21 protein-coding genes and 1 tRNA gene are annotated in these 20,951 nt (G+C 71.7%); 9 read left to right on the top strand and 13 right to left on the bottom strand.

Annotation, left to right across the window (positions count from 1 at the left end):
* Positions 1–259: 259 nt before the first annotated feature.
* The 3 genes from ACIRFL_RS40140 to ACIRFL_RS40130 form a co-directional block, all read right to left on the bottom strand.
* Positions 260–1,888 (bottom strand): alkaline phosphatase D family protein, encoded by a 1,629-nt coding sequence (locus ACIRFL_RS40140; protein ID WP_404039524.1) that lies wholly within the window; start codon positions 1,886–1,888, stop codon positions 260–262.
* 65 nt (positions 1,889–1,953) lie between these two features.
* The gene (locus ACIRFL_RS40135; RefSeq protein ID WP_404039521.1) at positions 1,954–2,598 is read right to left on the bottom strand and encodes an HNH endonuclease family protein; all 645 of its coding nucleotides are present in this window, start codon (positions 2,596–2,598) and stop codon (positions 1,954–1,956) included.
* Between the two features lie 437 nt (positions 2,599–3,035).
* Entirely contained in the window at positions 3,036–3,704 is a 669-nt protein-coding gene (locus tag ACIRFL_RS40130; protein ID WP_404039518.1) for a TetR/AcrR family transcriptional regulator, read from the bottom strand.
* Between the two features lie 104 nt (positions 3,705–3,808).
* On the opposite strand from ACIRFL_RS40130, the gene ACIRFL_RS40125 reads away from it, so the two are divergent.
* A complete protein-coding gene (locus tag ACIRFL_RS40125; RefSeq protein ID WP_404039515.1) occupies positions 3,809–4,702 on the top strand; it encodes an SDR family NAD(P)-dependent oxidoreductase in 894 nt (297 codons plus the stop codon).
* A 76-nt stretch (positions 4,703–4,778) separates the two neighbouring features.
* Here ACIRFL_RS40125 and ACIRFL_RS40120 read toward each other — a convergent pair whose 3' ends face one another.
* Positions 4,779–5,537: an SDR family oxidoreductase gene (locus ACIRFL_RS40120; RefSeq protein ID WP_404039512.1), complete on the bottom strand. Its 759-nt coding sequence runs from the start codon at positions 5,535–5,537 to the stop codon at positions 4,779–4,781.
* 141 nt (positions 5,538–5,678) lie between these two features.
* Between ACIRFL_RS40120 and ACIRFL_RS40115 the strand changes: the two genes are divergently transcribed.
* Positions 5,679–6,551: a helix-turn-helix transcriptional regulator gene (locus ACIRFL_RS40115; protein ID WP_404039509.1), complete on the top strand. Its 873-nt coding sequence runs from the start codon at positions 5,679–5,681 to the stop codon at positions 6,549–6,551.
* Positions 6,552–6,593: 42 nt separating this feature from the next.
* Here ACIRFL_RS40115 and ACIRFL_RS40110 read toward each other — a convergent pair whose 3' ends face one another.
* Positions 6,594–7,487 carry an NADP-dependent oxidoreductase gene (locus ACIRFL_RS40110; protein ID WP_404039507.1) on the bottom strand — a complete coding sequence of 298 codons (894 nt, stop codon included), beginning with the start codon at positions 7,485–7,487 and terminating at the stop codon, positions 6,594–6,596.
* Between the two features lie 70 nt (positions 7,488–7,557).
* On the opposite strand from ACIRFL_RS40110, the gene ACIRFL_RS40105 reads away from it, so the two are divergent.
* Both ACIRFL_RS40105 and ACIRFL_RS40100 read left to right on the top strand, forming a co-directional pair.
* Positions 7,558–8,142, top strand: a complete 585-nt coding sequence (locus tag ACIRFL_RS40105; RefSeq protein ID WP_404039504.1) for a TetR/AcrR family transcriptional regulator — start codon at positions 7,558–7,560, stop codon at positions 8,140–8,142.
* A gap of 236 nt (positions 8,143–8,378) precedes the next feature.
* Entirely contained in the window at positions 8,379–9,035 is a 657-nt protein-coding gene (locus tag ACIRFL_RS40100; RefSeq protein WP_404039501.1) for an HAD family hydrolase, read from the top strand.
* Positions 9,036–9,216: 181 nt separating this feature from the next.
* Here the strand turns inward: ACIRFL_RS40100 and ACIRFL_RS40095 are convergent, their stop codons facing one another.
* The 3 genes from ACIRFL_RS40095 to ACIRFL_RS40085 all read right to left on the bottom strand — a co-directional run bounded on the left by ACIRFL_RS40095 (position 9,217) and on the right by ACIRFL_RS40085 (position 9,979).
* A complete protein-coding gene (locus tag ACIRFL_RS40095; RefSeq protein WP_351728839.1) occupies positions 9,217–9,432 on the bottom strand; it encodes a hypothetical protein in 216 nt (71 codons plus the stop codon).
* A gap of 94 nt (positions 9,433–9,526) precedes the next feature.
* On the bottom strand, positions 9,527–9,766 hold the full coding sequence (locus ACIRFL_RS40090; protein WP_404039497.1) for a hypothetical protein: 240 nt from the start codon (positions 9,764–9,766) through the stop codon (positions 9,527–9,529).
* Between the two features lie 141 nt (positions 9,767–9,907).
* Positions 9,908–9,979, bottom strand: a tRNA-Val gene (locus ACIRFL_RS40085).
* Positions 9,980–10,143: 164 nt separating this feature from the next.
* Between ACIRFL_RS40085 and ACIRFL_RS40080 the strand changes: the two genes are divergently transcribed.
* The 4 genes from ACIRFL_RS40080 to ACIRFL_RS40065 all read left to right on the top strand — a co-directional run bounded on the left by ACIRFL_RS40080 (position 10,144) and on the right by ACIRFL_RS40065 (position 13,640).
* Positions 10,144–10,914: a DUF4097 family beta strand repeat-containing protein gene (locus tag ACIRFL_RS40080; RefSeq protein WP_404039494.1), complete on the top strand. Its 771-nt coding sequence runs from the start codon at positions 10,144–10,146 to the stop codon at positions 10,912–10,914.
* Between the two features lie 74 nt (positions 10,915–10,988).
* Positions 10,989–12,380, top strand: a complete 1,392-nt coding sequence (locus tag ACIRFL_RS40075) for a hypothetical protein (protein ID WP_404039491.1) — start codon at positions 10,989–10,991, stop codon at positions 12,378–12,380.
* 79 nt (positions 12,381–12,459) lie between these two features.
* Entirely contained in the window at positions 12,460–12,993 is a 534-nt protein-coding gene (locus ACIRFL_RS40070; protein WP_404039488.1) for a DUF4383 domain-containing protein, read from the top strand.
* Between the two features lie 419 nt (positions 12,994–13,412).
* Complete coding sequence (locus tag ACIRFL_RS40065) at positions 13,413–13,640, top strand: zinc ribbon domain-containing protein (protein ID WP_404039485.1); 228 nt, start codon at positions 13,413–13,415, stop codon at positions 13,638–13,640.
* A gap of 19 nt (positions 13,641–13,659) precedes the next feature.
* Here the strand turns inward: ACIRFL_RS40065 and ACIRFL_RS40060 are convergent, their stop codons facing one another.
* The 3 genes from ACIRFL_RS40060 to ACIRFL_RS40050 are packed head-to-tail and all read right to left on the bottom strand — an operon-like array spanning position 13,660 to position 18,321.
* Positions 13,660–14,472 (bottom strand): HAD family hydrolase, encoded by an 813-nt coding sequence (locus ACIRFL_RS40060; RefSeq protein ID WP_404039482.1) that lies wholly within the window; start codon positions 14,470–14,472, stop codon positions 13,660–13,662.
* Positions 14,472–17,123 carry a phosphoribosyltransferase gene (locus ACIRFL_RS40055; protein ID WP_404039479.1) on the bottom strand — a complete coding sequence of 884 codons (2,652 nt, stop codon included), beginning with the start codon at positions 17,121–17,123 and terminating at the stop codon, positions 14,472–14,474. The genes ACIRFL_RS40060 and ACIRFL_RS40055 overlap by 1 nt, the downstream gene beginning before the upstream one ends.
* A 31-nt stretch (positions 17,124–17,154) precedes the next feature.
* The gene (locus ACIRFL_RS40050; RefSeq protein WP_404039476.1) at positions 17,155–18,321 is read right to left on the bottom strand and encodes an HpcH/HpaI aldolase/citrate lyase family protein; all 1,167 of its coding nucleotides are present in this window, start codon (positions 18,319–18,321) and stop codon (positions 17,155–17,157) included.
* Positions 18,322–18,499: 178 nt separating this feature from the next.
* Between ACIRFL_RS40050 and ACIRFL_RS40045 the strand changes: the two genes are divergently transcribed.
* Positions 18,500–19,312: a TerD family protein gene (locus ACIRFL_RS40045; protein WP_404039473.1), complete on the top strand. Its 813-nt coding sequence runs from the start codon at positions 18,500–18,502 to the stop codon at positions 19,310–19,312.
* Positions 19,313–19,569: 257 nt separating this feature from the next.
* Here the strand turns inward: ACIRFL_RS40045 and ACIRFL_RS40040 are convergent, their stop codons facing one another.
* Both ACIRFL_RS40040 and ACIRFL_RS40035 read right to left on the bottom strand, forming a co-directional pair.
* Positions 19,570–20,310, bottom strand: coding sequence for a Tellurium resistance (locus ACIRFL_RS40040; RefSeq protein ID WP_404039470.1), 741 nt, complete (start codon positions 20,308–20,310; stop codon positions 19,570–19,572).
* Positions 20,311–20,399: 89 nt separating this feature from the next.
* Positions 20,400–20,951, bottom strand: a 552-nt coding sequence (locus ACIRFL_RS40035; protein WP_404039467.1) for a DUF475 domain-containing protein, incomplete at its 5' end; no start/stop codon positions are given.

Genomic DNA, 20,951 nt, shown 5'->3' with positions numbered 1-20,951 from the left:
GCCCTGTCGGGGCCATGGACGCCGTCGGGCGACTGCGGCGGCGTTGTGGCCGGTCGCGCAGTTCCCCGCGCCCCTTCGGGGCACGGACCCGGCGGGTCGCCGTCGGTGGGATTCCGGCGGTTCCTGTCGCGCTGCCCTGTCGGGGCCATGGACGCCGTCGGGCGACTGCGGCGGCGTTGTGGCCGGTCGCGCAGTTCCCCGCGCCCCTTCGGGGCACGGACCCGGCGGGCGGGGACCGACCCGGCAGACTGCCGCTTGCTCAGGGGGTGGTGAGGAAGGTGTTCTCCGCTGTCGTCAGGCTGCCGTTCGGCGCTGCCTGGTCCAGGCGCAGCCGGGCCGAACGTCCGGTCAGCGTCAGCGTCATGAGCTGGTTGCCGAACCAGGGGCCGCCCGTCCTGCGCCAGGACACCGGCGGCTGCGGGCAACGGCCGTGCCGGGCCAGCCGGCGGCCCAGGCCCCGCGCCACCCCGCTCCAGCCGAAGCGGAAGCCCAGGCGGATCGAGAGCGGGATGGAGTTGTGCACCGGAGAGCAGGTGAGCTGGAGGACCCGGGCGTCGGGCGGCCCGGCCGGCCAGGACGGCTCGGCGACGTACGCGTGGTGGACGTCCCCGGAGAGGACCAGGACGGTCGCCGGCGCGCCCGGCCCCGAGCCCGCCTCGGCGAGCAGTGCGGCCAGGGCGGCGAAGGACTCCGGGAAGGCCGCCCAGTGCTCCAGGTCGGCACGGCGGCGCACGTCCTCGCCGAACCGCGCCCAGCGGGGCCCGCGTTCGCCCCTGCACAGCGCCGCGTTCCAGGTCTCGGCGTCATGCACCAGGTGCGGCAGCAGCCAGGGCAGCGAGCTGCCGATCAGCAGGTGGTCGCAGGAGCCCCGGTCGGCCAGCGCCTGCTCGCGCAGCCAGGCCGCCTCGCCCGGGTCGAGCATCGCGCGGCCGTCCTCGTCGAGCACCCGGGCGGCCCGGGTGTCCACCATCAGCAGCCGGACCCGTCCGAAGTCGCGGCGGTAGCTCCAGCGGACCGAGGCGGGATCGGCGTCGGCCTCGGCCGCGAAGGCGCGCAGCACATCGGTGGCGTCGGGGGTCTCCCGTACGGCCGCGTACAGCGGGTCGGCGGCGAGTTCGGCCGGGGACAGATTGCCCAGGTGCTGGTGGACCCAGTACGACATCAGACCGCTCAGCAGCCGCTCGCGCCACCAGTCGGTGGCCCGCATGTCGGCGAGCCAGGCGGCGGAGGTGTTCCAGTCGTCGATCACGTCATGGTCGTCGAAGATCATGCAACTGGGCACGGTGGACAGCAGCCAGCGCACCTCGGGGTGCAGCCAGGACTCGTAGTAGAGCCAGGTGTACTCCTCGTAGTCCGCGACCTCGGCGCCCGGAGGATCGCTCAGGTCGCGGCGGGCGGCGAGGCGGCGCCGGATCGCCGCGGAGGTCTCGTCGGCGTACACCTGGTCGCCCAACAGCAGCAGTACGTCGGGCCGTTCGCCGTCCGGGTCGGCGGCCAGCCGGGCGGCGAGCGAGTCCAGCGCGTCGGGGCCGACCGGGTCGCGCTCGCCGGCCGGGGGCGCGGCCCAGCGGCAGGAGCCGAAGGCGATGCGCACGGTGTCGTCCGCGGCGGGCGTGCGGATCGCGGACGGCGGGAACGGCGAGTCGGGCAGCGGCCACACGCGCGTGTCGTCCAGGAACACCTCGTACGCCGTCGAGGTGCCCGGCGTGAGCCCGGTCACCGGGATGAGGGCGTAGTGATGTCCCGCCACCTGGAAGGTGCGGGCCGTGCCGGTCGCGCCGTCCGCGCAGCGCACCTCGGCGGCGCACGGCCGGCTCGCCTCGACCCAGACGGTCGCGGTCCTGCCGTCGGCGTACCTCAGCAGTGGTCCCAGGCGCAGTTCGGCCACGCTCACCCTCCTCCGTCGTCCCGTACGGTACGGAACGACGGAGGCGGGCGGGGCGGTTCCGGAGATCAGCAGCCGCTGAGGTAGCTGGTGAGGGCGCTCTTCTCGGCGGAGTCGACGGAGAGGTTGTAGTAGTACTTCACCTGGACCCAGGCGCGGACGTACGTGCAGCGGTAGGCCGTGCGGGACGGCATCCACTCGGCCGGGTCCTTGTCGCCCTTGGCCTGGTTCACGCTGTCGGTGACGGCGATGAGCTGCGGACGGGTCAGGTCGTTGGCGAACGCCTGGCGCTGGGAGGTGGTCCACCTGCTGGCGCCGGAGTCCCATGCCTCCGCGAGCGGGACGACGTGGTCGATGTCGACGTCGGAGGCGGCGTACCAGGTGGCGCCGTCGTACGGGGAGTACCAACTGCCGCTGGTGGAGGCGCAGGAGGAGTCGGTGACGACGTTCGAGCCGTCGCGCTTGAGGACCGTCTCGCGGGTGTTGCAGGTGCCGCTGATGGTGATCCAGTGCGGGAAGAGGTCGCGGCTGTAGCCGGTGCGGTTCTCCGTGGCGACGGTGAGCTGCGAGAGGTAGCTGCGGGCGGTGGCGCCGCTGACCGGGGTGGGGAGCGCGGCGGAGGCGGTCGGGGAGTTGAAGAGCGCGACGGAGGCTATGAGACCGGTGAGCGCGGCGAGTATGCTGACACGTCGACGCGCGTAGAACTTGGCCATGCGAACTCCCTTGAGGGGTGAGGGGGTTGGGGTGCGAGCGTGGGAATGCTCGCGGGCCCGTGTTGCGTGCGGGTGTGTGTGCGGTAAGAAGCTAGTGACGTGCACATGACACGACAACCCTGCGGTGGGCTTGGGCGGGGCGCATGGGGGGTTTGCCTCGATTTGTGAGCGGGCGAGTGCGGTGTTGTCTTGGCCGGGGCGCCTAAGGGGGTGCCTCAGCTGGCCGGTGGGCGGGTGCGGCATTAGGTGTGGCTGGGCGCGCCGTTCCCCGCGCCCCTGGAATGCCGGGCGGCACCCAGAAAGCCGGCCTGGGTCCGGGGGCGCCTAAGGGGGTGCCTCGGGTTGGCGTATGGCGGGTGCGGGAGCGTTGTGGCTGAGCGCGCAGTTCCCCGCGCCCCTGGAATGCCGGGCGGCGCCCAGAAAGCTGGCGTGGGCTTCTAGGTTGTGCGGGGCAGGGTGCCCAGTAGGGCCGCGTCTAGGCCCAGTCTCAGGGCTTCGCCCAGGTCGACGCCCAGGGCCGCCAGCGAGGGGTCGGCCTCGTAGACGGCGAGCACGGCGGCCGGCGGTGGGCAGTAGGCCGACAACGCGCCGGCCAGGATCAGGGCATGCAGGCAGAATGTCTGAGCACCGTCGCCGAGTTCCGGCACATGCCGGTGGACCAGGCCGGTCATGGTCGCCAGGGCGTCGAGCGAGGACCGCTTGTGACGCAGGGCGACCTCAAGGGTGACGTTGTGCTCCAGGACGCCGCCCTGCGCCCCGAACAGATCGCACAGCACGGGGCGGGCGGCCAGCGAGCGGCTGAGCACCTCGGCCAGCCGGCCGGCCCGCTGCTCGGCGGGCAGACTCGCGTCGATGCCGGCGGCCAGCTCGTCCGGCAGCTCCGTCAGCCAGGTCTGCAGGAAGTAGTCCAGCAGTTCGAGCAGCACCGCCTCGCGTGAGTCGAAGTAGCGCAACAGGGCCGACTTGGCGAGGCCCGCGCGCCGGCTCAGCTCGTTGAGGCTCACCTCGGCCACCGGCATCTCGTCGAGCATCGCCGCCGCCGTGTCCAGGATCGCCCGGCGCCGGATCTCGCGCTGCTCCTCACTGCGCGCCCGCTGGAAGGTCATGACCGCCAGCCTAGCTTATGTACCGCCGGTCCCTTGACAATGTACCGCCGGTCCCTTACGTTCGGGGGAGACGCAATGTACCGGCGGTATATAAGGAGGATTTCATGGAGTGGACCGAGCGGGATGTTCCCGAACAACGGGGACGGGTGGCCGTGGTGACCGGCGCCAACACCGGCCTGGGCTTCGAGACGGCCCGGGTGCTCGCGGAGCGCGGCGCGTCGGTGGTGCTGGCCGTGCGCGACACCGAGAAGGGCAAGCAGGCCGCCGCGCGGATGATCGGCGACGTCACCGTGCAGGCCCTGGACCTGACGTCGCTGGACTCGGTCCGCGCCGCGGCGGCCGCATTGCGCGACCGTCACCGGCGGATCGACCTGCTGATCAACAACGCGGGGGTGATGTACACGCCGAAGCAGACCACCCGGGACGGCTTCGAGCTGCAGTTCGGCACCAACCACCTGGGGCATTTCGCGCTCACCGGGCTGCTGCTGGACCTGCTCCTGCCGGTGCCCGGCTCCCGGGTGGTGACGGTCAGCAGCACCGGGCACCGCATCCGGGCCGCGATCCACTTCGACGACCTGCAGTGGGAGCGGTCGTACAGCCGGGTCGGCGCCTACGGGCAGTCCAAGCTCGCCAACCTCATGTTCACCTACGAGTTGCAGCGGCGGCTCGCGGCGCACGGCAGCACCGTCGCGGTGGCCGCGCACCCCGGCATGTCCAACACCGAGTTGGCCCGCAACACCCCGGCGATCGTCCGCACGCCGCTGACCTGGCTCGCGCCGGCGATCACCCAGAAGGCGCCGATGGGCGCCCTGCCCACCCTGCGGGCCGCCACCGACCCCGCCGTCCTCGGCGGGCAGTACTACGGCCCCGGCGGCCGGACCGAGGTCAAGGGACACCCCCGCCTGGTCACCTCAAGCCCGCAGTCCTACGACGCCGCCACCCAACACCGCCTCTGGACCACCTCCGAGGAACTGACAGGCATCAAGTTCCCCATCTAGCCCGGCGCCCCTGCCATACGACACCTACGGCAACGTCCCACCTGACCACCCAGTCCCCCGCGTCTCCTTCGGGGCGTTACTTGCGGGTGGGGAGCATGGCCAGGGCCTGGGAGCGTTGGGCGACGAGGGTGTCGTATGTGCCGTCGCGTTCTGCCCAGCGGTGGAGGTGGACTGCCTTCACCAGGATTTCGTGGGGGGTGGGGTCCTGCGACAGCAGTTGCATGACCTCGGTGGCGAAGTCGTCGAGCGGCAGTGCGTGCGGGTTCACCTTCTCCTGTCCTGCCGTGGCGACCGCCGGGGGGACCAGTTCGACGACGTCGACGCCGGTGCCGTCGAGTTGTGCGCGCAGGGCCTCGGAGTAGGCGTGCACCGCGGCCTTCGAGGCGGCGTAGGTGGGCATGGGCGGGAACGGCAGGAACGCGATGCCGGAGGTGACGGTGACGAAGGTGCCGGCGCCCCGGTCGACGAGGTGCGGGGTGAAGGCGTCGACGACCCGGATCGTGCCGACCAGGTTGGTGTCGATCGTCGTACGCGCCGCCTCGAAGTGCGCGGGATCGCGCAGGTCCTCCATGAGCATGACGCCCGACATCGTCACCACGGTGTCCAGCCCGGGATACCGGGCGAGCACGGCGTCGCGGGCACGGTCGACGGAGTCACCGTCGGTGACATCGATGCCGAAGGTGCCGAAGCCTTCCGCGGCCAGCTCCGACAGCGCTTCCGGGTTACGGCCGGCCACGGCCACGGTACTGCCGGCCGCGGCGAACCGGCGGGCCAGTTCCCGCCCGATGCCCGAGGTGCCGCCGACGACGAGAACGGTGCGGTTGGAGAGATCCATGACAGGTCCTCCCTTTCTCAAACTTCTCAAACGGTGATGCCACAAGTCTTGACGGCAACCACCGGATGTGGCAGAGCCCCCGTCTTCCCTGGTCCTGCCAGGACCCCCGCTCAGACCCGCGCGGCGTTTTACGGTGGCGCCATGAAGGACGCGGAATCCGACAACCGACTCGGCAGCTACCTACGCGCACGACGCGAGCTGGTCTCCCCGGCGCAGGCGGGACTCCCGGCCGGCGGCAACCGCCGTGTCCCGGGCCTGCGCCGCGAGGAGGTCGCCCTGCTCGCCGGCATCAGCGCCGACTACTACCTGCGCCTGGAGCGGGGCCGTGACAAGAACCCCTCGCCCCAGGTCCTCGATGCGCTCGCGCGCGTCCTGCGTCTCGACGACGTCGAGCGGACGTATCTGCTCGGCCTCGCGGCGGCACGCCCCAGGGCACCGCGCCGCAAGCGACCCGAGCACGTACCGGCACGGGTGCACCAGCTCCTCGCCCATCTCCAGATCCCCGCGTTCGTCGAAGGACGCGCCTTCGACGTGCTGGCCTCCAACCCGATGGCCGTCGCGCTCTCCCCGCGCCTGAGGCCCGGCCAGAACAGGCTGCGTTCCCTGCTCCTCGACCCCGAGGAGCAGGCGTTCCACCAGGACTGGCCGAAAGCCACCGCCGATTTCGTCGCCGCCCTGCGCACCACCATCGGGGACGACACGGACAACCCCCGGTTCGTCGAACTCGTCGGAGAACTCGCGCTGTCCAGCGAGCGGTTCCGCACCCTGTGGGCCCGGCACGACGTCCGCACCATGGACGGAGGCACCACCACGGTCCACCACCCCGTCGTCGGTGACCTCAGGCTGCACCGCGACAAGCTCCCCGTGGACGACGTCATCCTCGTCGTCTACTACCCCGACAAGGACAGCGACAGCGACGAGAAGCTGCGGCTCCTCGCCGCGCTCGCACAGACCGGGACCGCGGACGCGGCACACGAGGGGCCGGCCGACGCCCCGCGCCCGAAGACGCCCTGACGAAGACGCCCTGACGAACACCGGCGGCCGTGAGGACGGCTTTCAGACGACCAGGACCCGGCGCCCACGCGTGTGACCGGCCTGGCTGTCGACGTGCGCCGCCGCGGCCTCGCCGAGCGTGTACGACCTCTCGACCGGGATATGGAGCCTGCCCCGCGAGATGAGGCCGACGGCCGCGGCGAGCGCTTCCGGCATGCTCCCGGCCACCCCGGAGAACCGGACACCCAGCTCCGGCGCACCGAGATCGGCGATGGAGACCACCTTCTGCGGATCCCCGGTCAGCTCGACCAGCTCGCGGATCACACCCGAACCGGCCAGATCGAGCGCCGCGTCGACCCGGCCGAGCCGCCGCACCCGCTCGACCCAGCCCTCGCCGTACGGCGTGGCGAGGGCGCCCAGGGAGCGCAGATAGTCCTGGTTCGCGGCACCGGCCGTACCGATCACCGTGATGCCGCGGTCGCGGGCGATCTGCAGCACCGCCGACCCGACTCCCCCGGACGCGCCGCTGACCAGCAGCGTCTGCCCGGACCGCACACCGACCTGGCCGATGATGCGCAGCGCGGTCTCCACCACGGAGGGATAACCGGCCGCCTCTTCGAACGTCAGCCCCTCGGGCATACGGGCCCAGGCCGACAGCACGGCGAACTCGGCATAGGTGCTCGCACCCTCACCGAACACGCGGTCGCCGACCTCGACCCCTTCGACACCCTCGCCGACCTCGTCCACCACCCCGGCGGCGTCCTGCCCGACTCCGGCGGGCAACTCGATCGGATGGACCTGCTGGAACTGGCCTTCCCGGATCCGCCAGTCGACGGGGTTCACGCCCGCCGCCCGCACGGCGATACGTATCCGACCGGGCCCCGCGTGGGGCTCCTCGGCGTCGATGAGATGCAGCACGTCCGGACCGCCGAACTCGGCGAAGCTCACTTTCTTCATGCCGCCGACCGTAACACTAACGGTTATGGTTTAAAAACCGTTCCAGTTTTGCATCTGATAGCGTCAGGGCATGACCGTGCCGTCCGGACGCCGTGAGCGCAAGAAGGCCGCGACCCGCCAGAAGATCGCCGACACCGCCCTGCGGCTCTTCATGGAACGCGGGTACGACGCGGTGGGCATCCGCGAGGTGGCCGCCGAGGCCGACGTGGCCGTCACCACGCTCTTCTCCCACTTCGCCTCCAAAGAGGCCCTGGTGTTCGAGCAGGACCAGAACTTCGAGCAACGCCTCACACAGGCGGTCACCGAACGGGCACCGCACGAGCCGCTGATCCCCGCGCTGCGCCGCGAGATCCTGGCCCTGGTGCGGCACTGCACGGCGGACGGCGCCGCCCCGGTCTGGCGCATGATCGACGCGTCACCCGCCCTGCGGGAGTACGAGGAGTCGATGCGGCTGCGCCATGCGGAGTCGCTGGCCTCGGCCATCGCCGCCGATCCCGGACTGTCACAGACCACGACGGCCTGCCGGACGATCGCGAGGTTCGCGATCGACGCGTTTTCACTGGCCCGTGAGGCGGCCGATCCCGAGGGCGCGGTGGACGAGATCTTCCGGATGATCGAGGCGGCCTGGGGCGCCGCCCTCCCGGCCCGCGGGTGAGCTGAACGTCGCGTGAACGGTTGACGCGGCGGTGGCGGGATGGCGCCTTCGTTTTGTACCGTAGAGAAACAAAGTGGCTCCCGCCCGCTTTCCCTGACCGGCGGGCGGGGCCGCCTTGTCCCTCCGGGGGCGCTGTGTGCCTCCGGGGTGCCGTGTCCCTCTGGGGGCGCACCCGACCTTCCCAGCGCCCGGCGCCCGCCGCCGGCCCGCCACCCGCCGCCTTGGAGCCGCCGCCCATGCCGCCCACCGTCCTCACCGCCCGCGCCCTGCTGCTCGACATGGACGGCACGCTCGTCAACTCCGACGCCGTCGTGGAACGCATCTGGCGGCGCTGGGCCGAGCGGCACGGACTGGACGGCGACGAGGTGATGACGGTGGTGCACGGCCGCCAAGGGCACGCCTCCATGGCCGTACTGCTGCCCGACCGGCCCGTCGAGCAGAACCTCGCCGACAACGCCCGCATGCTCGCCGAGGAGACCGCCGACATGGACGGCGTGGTCGAGATCCCCGGCGCGAGCGCCTTCCTACGGGCCCTGCGCGGGCTGCCGCACGCCCTCGTGACCTCCGCCGACGTCCCCCTGTCCACGGCGCGGATGGCCGCGGCCGGGCTGGACCTGCCGGACGTACGCATCACCGCGGAATCGGTCGGCGCCAGCAAGCCCTCCCCCGAGGGCTTCCTGAAGGGCGCCGCGGAACTCGGCGTCGACCCCGCCGACTGTCTCGTCTTCGAGGACTCCGGAGCGGGCATCGCCGCGGGGCGCTCCGCGGGCATGCGGGTGGTGGGCGTGGGCCCACGCGCCGGAAAACACAACCCGGACATCACGGTGCCCGACCTCACCCAGGTACGCCCGGAGCGCACCCAGAACGGCACAATCCAAGTCCACATCAACTAACAAAGGCCACCCCAAAGGGGCGCGGGGAACTGCGCGAGCAACCACGACGCAGCCGCAGACAACAGACAACGCGCCACACCCCCAAGGGGCGCGGGGAACTGCGCGACCAGCCACGATGGCGCCGCAGACAACCGACGACCCCCCGCGGCACCCCCAGCGGAGCGCTGACGTACGGGTTCCGTCAGTGCCGCCATACCCCCGGCCCCCCACCGCGCCACTCGATCAGCGTGGAGCGGACCACGTCCATCTCGTCCCAGCCCTGCAAACCCGCCTGCTGCATGAAGCGGGCGATGTCCTGAAGGCTGAACGCGCGCCCAAGAATCTCCCCGTTCACGCGCACCCGCCGACCGCCTTCCTCGTCGGGCGGGTAGATCACCACGGGTTTCGTGCCGGTCATGTCTCCACACTCTCCCCGCGCGCGGACGAGCGCACAGCGGACCGCCCCACAGCGCGCGCGGACCGGGAACCGAGGCCATGGCCGCCTCGGCCGCTCACTCCGCGGGGTCCTCCTCGGCATGCCGGACGGCCTTCTTCACGGCCTGCTCCACCTCGTGCCGGTTGGCCTCGGTCTGCTTGGCGTGCTCGGTGATCGCCGCCTGCGCGGCCTCGGCGGCCGTACGCCAGCGGCGCCACTGCGCGTCGTAGTCATCGCCGCTGAGCCCGGCGAGCTTCGCCCGCTCTTCCTCGGCGGTGCGTTCCAGTGCGATGAGCCGATCGGGGATGTCTGCCACGTCCACGGATGCTAGGTCCGCACCCGCCGCAGCCCCGGTCCGACCCGCGAGACGGGGGTCCAGATGGACGCGCCCCGCTCCGCGAACGGAACCAGACGCAGAAACGGCCCCCCGGAGCCACCTCCGAAGGACCGTTACCGGTGGGCGCGGACGGTTTCGAACCGCCGACATCCTGCTTGTAAGGCAGGCGCTCTACCCCTGAGCTACGCACCCCGAATGAGTCGACAGCCTACCTTGCCGACGGCGGTGCGCCGCAAACCCGTACCGGGGGTTATCCCCACCGTGGATGCGGTAGTGGGCCGGATCGGTGGGTGGGGGACGAGGGCCTAGCGTCGGGGGGAGGTCCGTGTCGTTCGGCTCAGGGGGAGATTCGTCTCATGGTTCGTTCTGTTCGTGCCCGTGCGGGCGTCGCCGTCGGTGCTGTCGTGGTGGTGGTCGCCGGGGCCGCCGGCTGCGGTGCCTCCGCCGGGGACGACAAGCATCCCGACCACCGGGACTTCACGCTGCACGGCCGTACCCTCACCGTCGACTCCGACGACTCGGCGCTGGAGATCGTCGCCGTGGACTCGGCCAAGGCGGACACGGTCAAGGTCACCCGGTGGTTCCAGGGGTCGGTCGTCGTCGGCGGCGATCCCCGGGTGACCTGGTCGATGAAGGACGACCGGCTGGAGCTGCGGGTGAAGTGCTCCGGCCTGGTCGCCGACTGCTCGGCCCGGCACCGCATCGAGGTGCCGCGCGGGATCGCCGTCAAGGTGGAGGACGACGACGGCAGCGTACGGGCGCGCGGCTTCAAGGACGCGCTCGACATCCGTACGCACGACGGCTCCGTGCGCGTCACCGACTCCAGCGGCCCGCTCGACCTGCGCACCGACGACGGCTCCGTGCACGCCGAGGTGTCCTCGCCGACGGTCCGGGCCCGCTCCCACGACGGCTCGGTCCGCCTCCAACTGCGCGCCGTACCCGACCTGGTGGACGCCCGCACCGACGACGGCTCCATCACCGTCGACCTGCCCCGCGCCACGTACCGGGTGACGACCGGCGCGGTCGACGGCTCGGTGGACGTGTCCGTACCGCGCGACGACGCCAGCGCCCACGCGGTCACCGCGCACGCCCGGGACGGGAAGATCACGGTACGGACGGCGAACTGACCGGCCCGTGTGTTCGTCCTCTGTGGGTGGGAGAATGACACCACCGAGGACGCAGCACAGCACGGGAGAGGGATGTGACGGCGACACCGGCGACGACACCATCGCAGCCGTACCCGCCGTTCGCACGGCCCAGGCGCGGCCCCTCGGCCCTCCGGGACGCCCTCACCCTGATGGGTCTGCCCGTGCTCGTCGCCCTCGCGGTGCCCGGCGCGTTCGCCGGCGGCGGCACCCGGCGCTGGTTCGGCGGGCGGGCGGAGAGCCAGCGGGCGCAGGCGCAGGCCGCGAAGGACGCCGCGGCGGCCGCGTTCTACGAGCTGGACACGGCCCAGCGTGACCTCAGGATCTCCATCGAGACGATCACGGCCGTCGACGACTCCCCCGCGGCCCGGCGTGCCGTCTCCGACTTCGACGCGCTCGGCCGGCGCATCGACGAGGCCAGCCACCGCTATATCGAGGCCGTCGACGCGCATGACCTGGACCGGGACGACCTGGAGGCGTCCGTCGCCTCCCAGGCGCGCGGCGAGCTGACCGCGGCCAAGGAGGAACTGGTCCGGGTCAAGCAGGAGCTGGACCGGTTCGGCGACGGGCTCGGACCGCTGCTCGGCAAGGCCGAGACCCAGCTGGCCCGGCTCGCGCCCGCCGTGGAACGGGCCCGGCAGGCGCTGCTCGCCGCCTCGAACGCGCTGGACGCCGTCCGTGGTACGGGGCTGAAGGCGGACGACCTCGCCGCCCGGCTCGCGGCGCTCTCCCCCGAACTGACCCGGTTGAACCAGGGTGCCGGCCGGCACGGGGTGCAGCCGACGCTGGAGCGGGCCGAGCGGGTGGCGCGGGAGGCGGAGGCGATCCGGGTCGAGGCGGAGCGGCGGCCGGCGCAGGCCGCCGAGATCGATCACCGTCTGGTGAGCCTGCGGACCAGGGCGCAGGCCCTGACCACCCGGGCCGGGCAGGTCGACCCGGTGCTGAGCGAGTTGCGCCGCCGGTTCGCGGCGGCCTGCTGGCAGGACCTCCAGCAGGTGCCGGCGCAGGCCGCCGAGAACGTACGGCAGGCCGAGCTGAAGCTGCGCGACGCGCAGGCGGCCCGGGACGCGCAGCGCTGGGCGGACGCCACGTCGCTGCTGTCGACCGTGCGGGCGCTGCTGAACACCACGGACGAGGCGGTGTCGGCGGCCGGTGACCGGCTGACCCGGCTGAACGCCGTGCAGAAGGATCCGCAGCGGGAGATCGAGCGGACCCGGTTCGCGATCCGGGACGCGCAGCGGCTGGCCATGACGGGCCGGGCCACGCCGGACCCGCGGGACGCCCGGCCGCTGGACGACTCGGTGGCCCGCCTGGAGCGGGCGATCGCCACGCTGGAGGGGCGCCACCCCGACTACTGGCACTTCCTGACCGAGACGGAGGCGGTGCGGCAGACGGTGGCCCGCGTGGTCTCCCGCATCCGTGAGGAGCGCGGCGCCCCCGGTCACTGACCGACATTTGCCCGGGGGGCGGGGTGGGCGGATATTGGGTGGTACGCATGGCCTCCGCACACGCCCAAGGGAGGCGGAGATGGCCTCACATACGATGCGGCCGGAGACGCGCCGCCGGATCCGGTTCGACGAGCACCTGCCCGTCGATCACCGGCTGAATCTGGTCTACCGGATCGGCGCGGGCCTGATGGGCCTGTTCCTGGTGGCCTTCGGCGTCCTCGGCCTGACCGACAACATCGGCTTCTTCAACACCGGCGGGAACACGGCGTTGGGCCTGAACACCAACGGCACGCTCAGTGTCCTGTCGATCTGCGTCGGGGTGCTGCTGTGTGTCGGCATGGTGATCGGCGCGAACTTCGCGTCCACGCTGAACATGACCCTCGGCATCCTGTTCCTGCTCAGCGGCTTCGTGAACCTCGCCCTGCTGGACAGTCCCTACAATTTCCTCGCGTTCCGCATCCAGAACGTCTTGTTCAGCTTCGTGGTCGGCCTGCTGCTGATGGCCTTCGGCATGTACGGCCGCGTCAGCTCGACCCTCCCCCACGACAACCCCTACTGGCGAGCCCGCCACCCCGAACCCCGACAACTAGAACAACGACACGAACCCCAGTAGGAAAACGCCCCAAAGGGGCGCGGGGCTGTATCGACAAGCGGCTCCGCCGGGCGGGCGCAACCAGCCACAACGCCACCGCAGCCAACCGACGACAGGTCCCACCCCAAAGGGGCGCGGGGAACTGCGCGACCAGCCACGACGCCGCAGCAGCCGGGAAACGACCGCTCATAGACGGCGAGACCCGATGCAGCCGCAGCCGACCGACGGCAGGTCCCGCCCCAAAGGGGCGCGGGGAACTGCGCGACCAGCCACGACGCCGCCGCAGCCGGGAAACGACCGGTCACGGACGGCGGGACCGTGGGCGCGACCAGCCACGACGGCGCCGCAGGCGAATGACGGCCCAGGCACAGCGACAACGCCGCTGCGCTCGGAATCGAACGGTAACTGCAACAGGCCACCCCGGCAGATAACCTGTGCGCATGCCTCGCTACGAGTACCGCTGCCGGAGCTGCGGCGACACCTTCGAACTGAGCCGCCCCATGGCGGAGTCCGCCGCGCCCGCCGTCTGCCCCGCGGGCCACGACGACACGGTGAAGCTCCTGTCGACCGTGGCCGTCGGCGGCTCGGCATCCGCGTCCGCACCGACGTCCGCACCCCGCCCGAACGCCGGAGGCGGCGGCTGCTGCGGCGGCGGCTGCTGCGGCTAGCCGCACCCCCAGATGACCGCTACGTTCCCCGCCGAGCCGTTCGCAGGAACTCGCGCAGGATGCGTTCCCCGGCCAGTACCCCCCGCTCCGGCAGGGCGCTGACCGTGGGGGCCGTCCAGCCGGAGTCGGCCAGTTCGCCGTGTCCTGGCCGCCAGCCGCGGTCGGCCGCAAGGAGCAGGTCGGCGTCGAGCAGGGAGTCCCCGGCGGCCAGCGTCAGCTCCGCCCCGGTGCGGCGGGCGATCTCGCGTACGGCCGCGCTCTTGGTCAGCGGCTTGGGCACGGCGTAGATCTTGCGGCCCTGGAGGGAGACCGTCCAGCCCCGGTTCTCGGCCCACACGGCGAGTTCCTTCACCCAGTCCTCGGGCAGCAGCTCACGCTCGACGACCAGATAGGCGAACAGATCGTCGGCGACCCGGTGCTTGCGTACCCACGCGGGATCGGCGGTGTCGGCGAGGTGCCGCCTGACCTCGTCCAGGGAGGCGCACTCGGCCGCCAGCCGGGCCAGCACCCGCGCGTGCCATTCGGGGTCGGACACGCCGTCCACCAGCAGGTGCCCGCCGTTGGCGCAGACCGCGTAGGCGGGCGCCGGGCCGGGCAGGTTGATGCGCTGGTACTGCCTGCGGGTCCGGGTGGTGGTCGGCACGAACACGGCCGCGTCACCCAACTCGGTGAGCAGTTGGGCGGCGGTCTCCGTCAGGTACGACAGCGGTCTGCTCTCGTGCACCTCCACGCACAGCAGCCGCGGCGCCCGGGCGTCCGGCATGGTCAGCGCGAGGGCCGCCGCCGAGTAGATCAGGGTGCGGTCGAGGTCGCTCGCCACGAGCACCGGCATCAGACCGTCACCGCCCTGCCGTCGGCGCCGGTGGCGCCCCGCGTGTACTGGGGGTGGATCAAACCCACGCAGGTGTAGGGGAGTTCGTCCACTTCCTCGACGGGTACGCCGCGCTGTTCGGCCAGCAGCCGCACATGGTCCAGGTCGGCGCCCGCGCCGGACCGGGCGAGGATCTTCCACGGCACCCGGCGCAGCAGCACCCGGGTGGTCTCGCCGACGCCGGGCTTGACCAGGTTCACGTCGTGGATGCCGTACTCCTCGCTGATGCGCTCGACGGCCGCCCAGCCCGCCCAGCTCGGGGTGCGGTCGGCGGCGGCCAGTTCCTTCACGGCGGCGGCCACCGGGTCGGCGACCTCGGGGAAGCGTGCGGAGACGGCGTCCAGGAAGACCGGCGACAGGTCGGAACCGGCGAGTTCGCGGTAGAACTTGGCGCCGTGGTAGTCCTGCGGTCCGACGAGGTCGGCGCGCAGGACCGTACGCGAGATCAGGCCGGAGACCGTGGAGTTGAGGCAGGCGGACGGGATGAGGAAGTCCTCGCGGGTGCCGTAGGTCCGTACGCATGAGCCGGGGTCGGCCAGCACCGCGATCTCCGGGTCGAAGCCGGTGATGCCCTCGGCTTCCTCGAACTCCCGGATCGCGGCGGCGAGTTCGCGGGTGATGGCGCCCTTGCCTGTCCAGCCGTCGACGAAGACGATATCCTGCGGGTCGTGGTGGGCGGCCAGCCAGCGCAGCGCGTTCACGTCGATGCCCCGGCCGCGCACGATGGAGACGGCGTAGTGCGGCAGGTCGAGTCCGTGCCGGAACCGGGCCCAGCGGCGCATCAGCACGCCGACGGGGGTGCCCGCGCGGGCCAGGGAGACCAGGACGGGGCGGGGGGACCGCTCGGCGATCACCGTCTCGGTGACGACGCCGACCGCCCGGGCCAGCCGTGCGGCGGAGGCGTCGAGGGCCTGGTGGAACAGCTCCTGGTACTGCTCGCTCGGCTGGTACTCCACCGGCAGCGACTCGGCGTAGTGGGCCCCGCCGTTCTGGATGGCCTCCTCGCGCTCCTCGGTCGGCGCCTCCAGGGTGACGTCCGAGAGGTCCTGGAGCAGCCAACCGACCTCGTCGGGTGCGTACGAGGAGAAGGCGGGGCCGCGAAGGGGCTCGGGCAGCATGGCGGGTCTCTCCTCGCAGGCGGCGGGGACGTACCGGGGCTCGGGGACGTACGACGGTACGACGGCGAGCAGGACGTGCGGGCTGTGCTCGCCGAGCCGGGCCAACAGGCCGTCGGGGGCGTGCAGTTCGGGGGTGTCGGCGACCGAGTCGACGACCGCGACGACGGCGTCGAAGCCGCCGCCCGCCACGTTGTAGGCGTAGCGCTCGCCGGGGCCGTCGGCCGGGTCGTCGTGGGCGGGGAAGACGATGCGGCTGCGTATCGCGTAGCCGGGGTCGTCGACGGCGAGTACGGGTGAGCGGGTGGTGGTGGAGTAGCGGACCTCGGCGGTGACGATCTGCTCCAGTTCGCGGGCGAGGCGCAGGGGCGCGTACATCAGTTCCTCGAAGCCGAGGACCAGGACGCGCCGGGCGTCGGCGGGCAGGGCCTCGGCGACGCGGGCGGCCATGGCCGGCAGGGCCCGCTCAAGGCGGGCACGGTGCGCGGGCGTGAAGCCGTGCCGCCCCCCGTCGGGCAGCCCGCACGGCCACCGCAACGCGATCCGGCCACCGCGCCCACTCGCCGCCCGCTCAGGAGCGACGGCGGCTCCGAACCGGCCTGCGGCCTCGGCCGCAACACGGTCCGCCGGGGCGCCGCCATCCGCCGGGAAGTCGTCCGCCGTGGGGCTCTCCGCCCTCGTGCCGCCGTCCGGCCCCGTCGGGTCCTCCGCCGCGGTGAGGCCGTCCGGCCTCGTCGTGGCGTGCGCCTCCGTGGGGGCGGTGGGGGTGTCGGCGGGGGTGGTGGGCTCGTGGTGGGCGACCAGGGCCTGGCCCTTTTCCAGGACGTCCGCCGGCAGGCGCACCGTGCCCGAGGCGGCTGCGACGAGGTCCACGCGGGCGCCGATCTCGCGGGCGAAGTCGGCCAGCCGGGCGGCGTCGGCCGGCGAGCGCATGTCGACCAGGGCGACCACCACATAGCGCGAGCGCGGATAGCGTTCATGCAGGTCACGAATGGTGTTCAGCACCGTGTTCCCGGTGGAGAACTCGTCGTCGACGAGGACCAGCGGGCCGTCGCCGACCAGCAGCGCCGGATCCTCCGGCAGCAGCAGGTGGGAGGTGGCGTGCGAGTGGGACTCCTCGAAGCCGCCGGCCCGTGCCACGCCGGGTACCGGGCGGCGCGTGGAGTGCAGACAGGGGGCCAGGTGCAGGCCGTCGGCGACCGAGTGGCCGAGCCCGGTCGCGGTCTCCGCGTAACCGAGGACGACCGCGGTGGCGGCCTCCTCGTCGCCCAGCAGCTCACGCACCCGCCGGCCGAGGGTGACCCCGTGGCCGTACACCACGGCCGGTGACTGCGGTACGTGCTTGCCGAGCACGTTGGAGACGAGCAGATGCGCCCGCTTGGGGTTGCGGCGCAGCGCGAGTCCGAGCAGGTCCGTGAGGGTGTCGTCGCCCGTCAGCTGGACGCCGAGCCGTTCGGCGACCCAGCTGCCGGACCAGACCGTGCGGGTGTGATTCATGGGGTTCATGGGTTCCTTGTGCCGCGGGTGCTCAGCCGGGTATTCCGGCGGCCAGCAACTCGACGAAGCCGACGTCCTCGTGGGCGACGCCGAACATCTCGGCGCGCAGCAGGGTCCGCTCGGCCCAGGCGCGGTGCGGCTTCACCTCGTTCATCTTGTTGGTGTACGCCGACCGGAGGACGCCCCCGCCGCCCCGGTCCGGGCGCAGGATGTCCTGGGCGTCGCTGAACTCCTCGTGACTGACCACGGACAGTGCGTGCACGGGCAGCACATGGGACGGGTGGATGCAGGTCTTGCCGAGCAGGCCGTTGGCCTGGTCGAGGGAGATCTCCCGGAGCAGTCCGTCCATCGCGTGCTCGATGAGCCGTTCACGCAGCTCGACGGCCTGCCCCTCCAGGAAGGGGCTGCGGCGCAGCATCGGCTTGAACATGCGCTCCGGGACCCGGAAGTACTCCCACACCGGTCCGGTGACCGTGAAGCCGGTGCCGTCGGCCCGGCCGAGCATGTTGACCACGTCGGCGATCACGGAGGCGACGATCTGGACGTCGTACGCGGTCATGTCGGGCGGCCGGCGCAGTCCGTAGGAGGAGCAGAAGTCGGTCACGCCGAGACGCAGGGCCAGCACCCGGTCGCGGTACTTGTCGACCGCGCGCAGGATGCCCTCCAGGGTCTCCACCCGTGACTCCCGGTACAGCAGTTCGGGTGATTCCAGGACGGGCATGGCGAACAGCCGCCTGCCGCTGGCCGCTTCGGCGCCGGTCAGCGCCTCCAGGAAGGGGATGCCGCGTTCCTCGGTGAACTTCGGCAGGACGAAGCCGGACAGCAGCCGGACGCTCGGGCCCAGGCGCCGTACCAGGTCGGGGATCTGTTCGGGGTGGCGGACCCGGATGAAGAGCAGCGGCAGCTGCGCGCCACGCCGGGACGCCAGGTCGGCGAACTGCCGGACCAGGTTCTCCTCGCCGGCCACGACGTCCGCGTCGTCGATCGAGTCCTCCAGGCACAGCACCATCGAGACCACGCCGAGTCCGGCCTGCTTGACGATGTCGTCGGCCAGCCGCGGCCGGGTGGCCGGGCTGTACAGCGTGGCGCCCAGGCCCGCGGAGAGCTGCCGGGCCGCGGAGTCGGCGGTGAACTCGCACGGCTCCTGGTGGAAGAGGCGCCGCCGCACCTCAGGGGCGATGTGCCCGAAATGACGCATATAACTCCCCCGTGGTGCAAGGTGGGCCTGTGGGTTCCGTGTTGGGGTGGCCGGTAATAGTACGTAGGGATCCATGCCCTGGGTTCCCGCTGGGCATGAATTTCAGGTAACTCGACCGTGTCGGTCGCGGGCACCCCCCGCGTTGTCGTGACCAGGACCGAGAGGGCAGGATGACCGCATGACGCACGCGATGCTGAAAGGGTCGAACGTCCCGCTGGAGGCCACGACCGTGCGGGCCGTGCTGCGCTGGGCCCCCGGGCAGGGGGTTCCCGACATCGACGCCTCTGCGCTGCTCCTCGGCCCCGGCGGTCGTGTGCGTTCCGACGAGGACTTCGTCTTCTACAACCAGCCCCGGCATCCGTCGGGGACGGTGTGGCGGCTCGGCAAGAAACGGGTCGCCGAGGGCCTCACCGACACGATCCAGACAGACCTCTCGGGAGTCGACCCCGGGGTGGGCCGAATTCTGCTGGTCGCCTCGGCGGACGGCGTCACCTTCGATCGCGTACGGTCCCTGCGCATCCTGCTGTACGACGCGACGGCCGCCGACGGTGCGGCGCTGGCGTACTTCGACGTGAAGCCGGAGACCGGGGCGGAGACGGCGCTGATCTGCGGTGAGCTGTACCGCCGTGGTGAGGGGTGGAAGTTCCGTGCCCTGGGCGAGGGGTACTCCAACGGGCTCAAGGGGCTGGCCACGGACTTCGGTATCTCGGTGGACGAGTCGGAGTCGGCGGAGTCGGAAGCGGCGGAGTCGGAGGCGGCTGCTGCTCCTCCGGAGGTGTCCCGGCCGTTGCCGCCTGAGCAGCCGTCCACCGTGCCGGTGCAGCCCGCGTACGGGTATCCGCAGCCTGGGGCTGGGCAGCCTGCGTATGGGTATCCGCAGCCTGGGTCGGCTCAGCCGGCGTATGGCTATCCGCCGGCGGTGGCTGTGGCTCCGCCGGTGGCTCCGCCGGATGTGCGGTTGCCGCCTCAGGGGCCGCAGTTCGTGCGGTGACGGTTTGGCGGGGGCGCCTACGGGGGTGCCTCGGCTGACCGTTTGCGGGTGCGGCGCCGTTGTGGCTTGGCGCGCAGTTCCCCGCGCCCCTGGGGGGTCTGGGCTTCCCGGCGGAATAAGTTCGGGTGGCGCCTCGGGGGGTGCCTCGGTCGGGCGTTGGCGGGTGCGGGTGTGTTGTGGCCGGTCGCGCAGTTCCCCGCGCCCCTTTGGGGGCGCTGCCACTGCTCGGCGGAACAGGCTCGGGGCGGTGGAATGAACTAGTGGCCTGGTTGGGATTTGTAGCCTCTGCCCCATTGGAGGCCCCAGCCGTACAGGCGGTCCAGTTCGCCCTGGAAGCCGTAGACGAACTGGACCTCGCGGCGGACGACCAGTTCGCCCTTGATGTTCTCGATCAGCACCACGGCGCAGGAGCGTGCCTGCGGGTGCCGTTCGTCCAGGCCTATCTCGATCCGTGGCCCGTTGCTCGGATAGAGCGTGACGATCGCGTGCGTGCGGTCGAACGCCGGGGTCTGGTCGTAGATGTACACGAACACCAGCAGCCGCTTGATGTTCTCGCGGTGGTCCAGATTGACGTACATCGTCTCGCCGGACGCCGAACCGAACCGGTCGTCGCCGCTCAGCTTGACGTACGGCGGTGCGTTGATGTCGCCGAGGTAGCCGCCGAGCGGCTGTACGACCCCCTTTGTGCCGTCGGTCAGCTCGTACAGGCAGCCCAGGTCGAGGTCGACGTTGACCATGCTCTGCCCGTGGCCCACGATCTCCGGGGGTTTCAGCGCCTTGAAGGGGTGCCGGAACAGGCTGGTGCGCTCGACGCCGCCCATGATGTCGGACGTCCGCATCCGCCAGCTCAGGTTGACGCGCAGATGCCCGGTCGCCGCGTCCTGCTTGGACAGGGACACCTGCTGGTGCCGCTTGGTGAGCTGGATGGAGTTGGTGGCCGCGCTGCCCGAGTCGAATTCGGCCGCGCGCCCGCCCAGCAGCCCGTCGAAGAAGCCCATTCCCGCCCCCAGTACTCATGCCCGGCCCGTGCCGGAGCGGCCGAGCGCGTCGGCCGCCCCGCACAGAGCGTTCCTCACCGGCCGGGGTGTCACACCCCGGACGGGACCTCGGTCTTCTCGTCCGAACCGGTGCCGCCCTCGGCCGCGGCGAGGGCGCGGTTGCGGCGGACGGAGGACCAGAAGGAGGCGCCGATCAGGATGACGCCGACGAGGCCGGTGATGACCTCGTTGATCTGGTACTGGATGGTGACCATGAGGATCACGGCGAGGGCGCCGATCGCGTAGTGGGCGCCGTGCTCCAGGTAGACGTAGTCGTCGAGGGTGCCCTGGCGGACCAGGTAGACGGTCAGTGAGCGGACGTACATCGCGCCGATGCCCAGGCCGAGGGCCATCAGGACGATGTCGTTGGTGATGGCGAACGCGCCGATCACGCCGTCGAAGGAGAACGACGCGTCCAGGACCTCCAGGTAGAGGAACATGAAGAACGCGGCCTTGCCGGCCAGGGCGACGGCCGAGCGCTTCTTTCCGGTGCGCGCGGCCTCCTCCTCTTCCTCGTGTTCGCGTTCCTCCTCTTCTTCGAGGCGGTCCTCGAAGAAGCCGGACAGGCCGCCGACGACCATGTAGGTGATCAGTCCGGCGAT

This window comes from Streptomyces sp. NPDC102462 (assembly GCF_044765425.1).
Classification (GTDB): Bacteria; Actinomycetota; Actinomycetes; order Streptomycetales; family Streptomycetaceae; genus Streptomyces.
Note: the sequence above shows the minus strand (reverse complement) of the source record. Positions and strands in the feature narration are given on the sequence as shown.

Excerpts from the sequence above, each read along its gene's own strand:
- ACIRFL_RS40135 (WP_404039521.1), bottom strand. The coding sequence starts at position 2,598 with ATGGCCAAGTTCTACGCGCGTCGACGTGTCAGCATACTCGCCGCGCTC.
- ACIRFL_RS40130 (WP_404039518.1), bottom strand. The coding sequence starts at position 3,704 with ATGACCTTCCAGCGGGCGCGCAGTGAGGAGCAGCGCGAGATCCGGCGC.
- ACIRFL_RS40125 (WP_404039515.1), top strand. The coding sequence starts at position 3,809 with ATGGAGTGGACCGAGCGGGATGTTCCCGAACAACGGGGACGGGTGGCC.
- ACIRFL_RS40120 (WP_404039512.1), bottom strand. The coding sequence starts at position 5,537 with ATGGATCTCTCCAACCGCACCGTTCTCGTCGTCGGCGGCACCTCGGGC.
- ACIRFL_RS40115 (WP_404039509.1), top strand. The coding sequence starts at position 5,679 with ATGAAGGACGCGGAATCCGACAACCGACTCGGCAGCTACCTACGCGCA.
- ACIRFL_RS40110 (WP_404039507.1), bottom strand. The coding sequence starts at position 7,487 with ATGAAGAAAGTGAGCTTCGCCGAGTTCGGCGGTCCGGACGTGCTGCAT.
- ACIRFL_RS40105 (WP_404039504.1), top strand. The coding sequence starts at position 7,558 with ATGACCGTGCCGTCCGGACGCCGTGAGCGCAAGAAGGCCGCGACCCGC.
- ACIRFL_RS40100 (WP_404039501.1), top strand. The coding sequence starts at position 8,379 with ATGCCGCCCACCGTCCTCACCGCCCGCGCCCTGCTGCTCGACATGGAC.
- ACIRFL_RS40095 (WP_351728839.1), bottom strand. The coding sequence starts at position 9,432 with ATGACCGGCACGAAACCCGTGGTGATCTACCCGCCCGACGAGGAAGGC.
- ACIRFL_RS40080 (WP_404039494.1), top strand. The coding sequence starts at position 10,144 with ATGGTTCGTTCTGTTCGTGCCCGTGCGGGCGTCGCCGTCGGTGCTGTC.
- ACIRFL_RS40070 (WP_404039488.1), top strand. The coding sequence starts at position 12,460 with ATGGCCTCACATACGATGCGGCCGGAGACGCGCCGCCGGATCCGGTTC.
- ACIRFL_RS40065 (WP_404039485.1), top strand. The coding sequence starts at position 13,413 with ATGCCTCGCTACGAGTACCGCTGCCGGAGCTGCGGCGACACCTTCGAA.
- ACIRFL_RS40060 (WP_404039482.1), bottom strand. The coding sequence starts at position 14,472 with ATGCCGGTGCTCGTGGCGAGCGACCTCGACCGCACCCTGATCTACTCG.
- ACIRFL_RS40055 (WP_404039479.1), bottom strand. The coding sequence starts at position 17,123 with ATGAATCACACCCGCACGGTCTGGTCCGGCAGCTGGGTCGCCGAACGG.
- ACIRFL_RS40050 (WP_404039476.1), bottom strand. The coding sequence starts at position 18,321 with ATGCGTCATTTCGGGCACATCGCCCCTGAGGTGCGGCGGCGCCTCTTC.
- ACIRFL_RS40045 (WP_404039473.1), top strand. The coding sequence starts at position 18,500 with ATGACGCACGCGATGCTGAAAGGGTCGAACGTCCCGCTGGAGGCCACG.
- ACIRFL_RS40040 (WP_404039470.1), bottom strand. The coding sequence starts at position 20,310 with ATGGGCTTCTTCGACGGGCTGCTGGGCGGGCGCGCGGCCGAATTCGAC.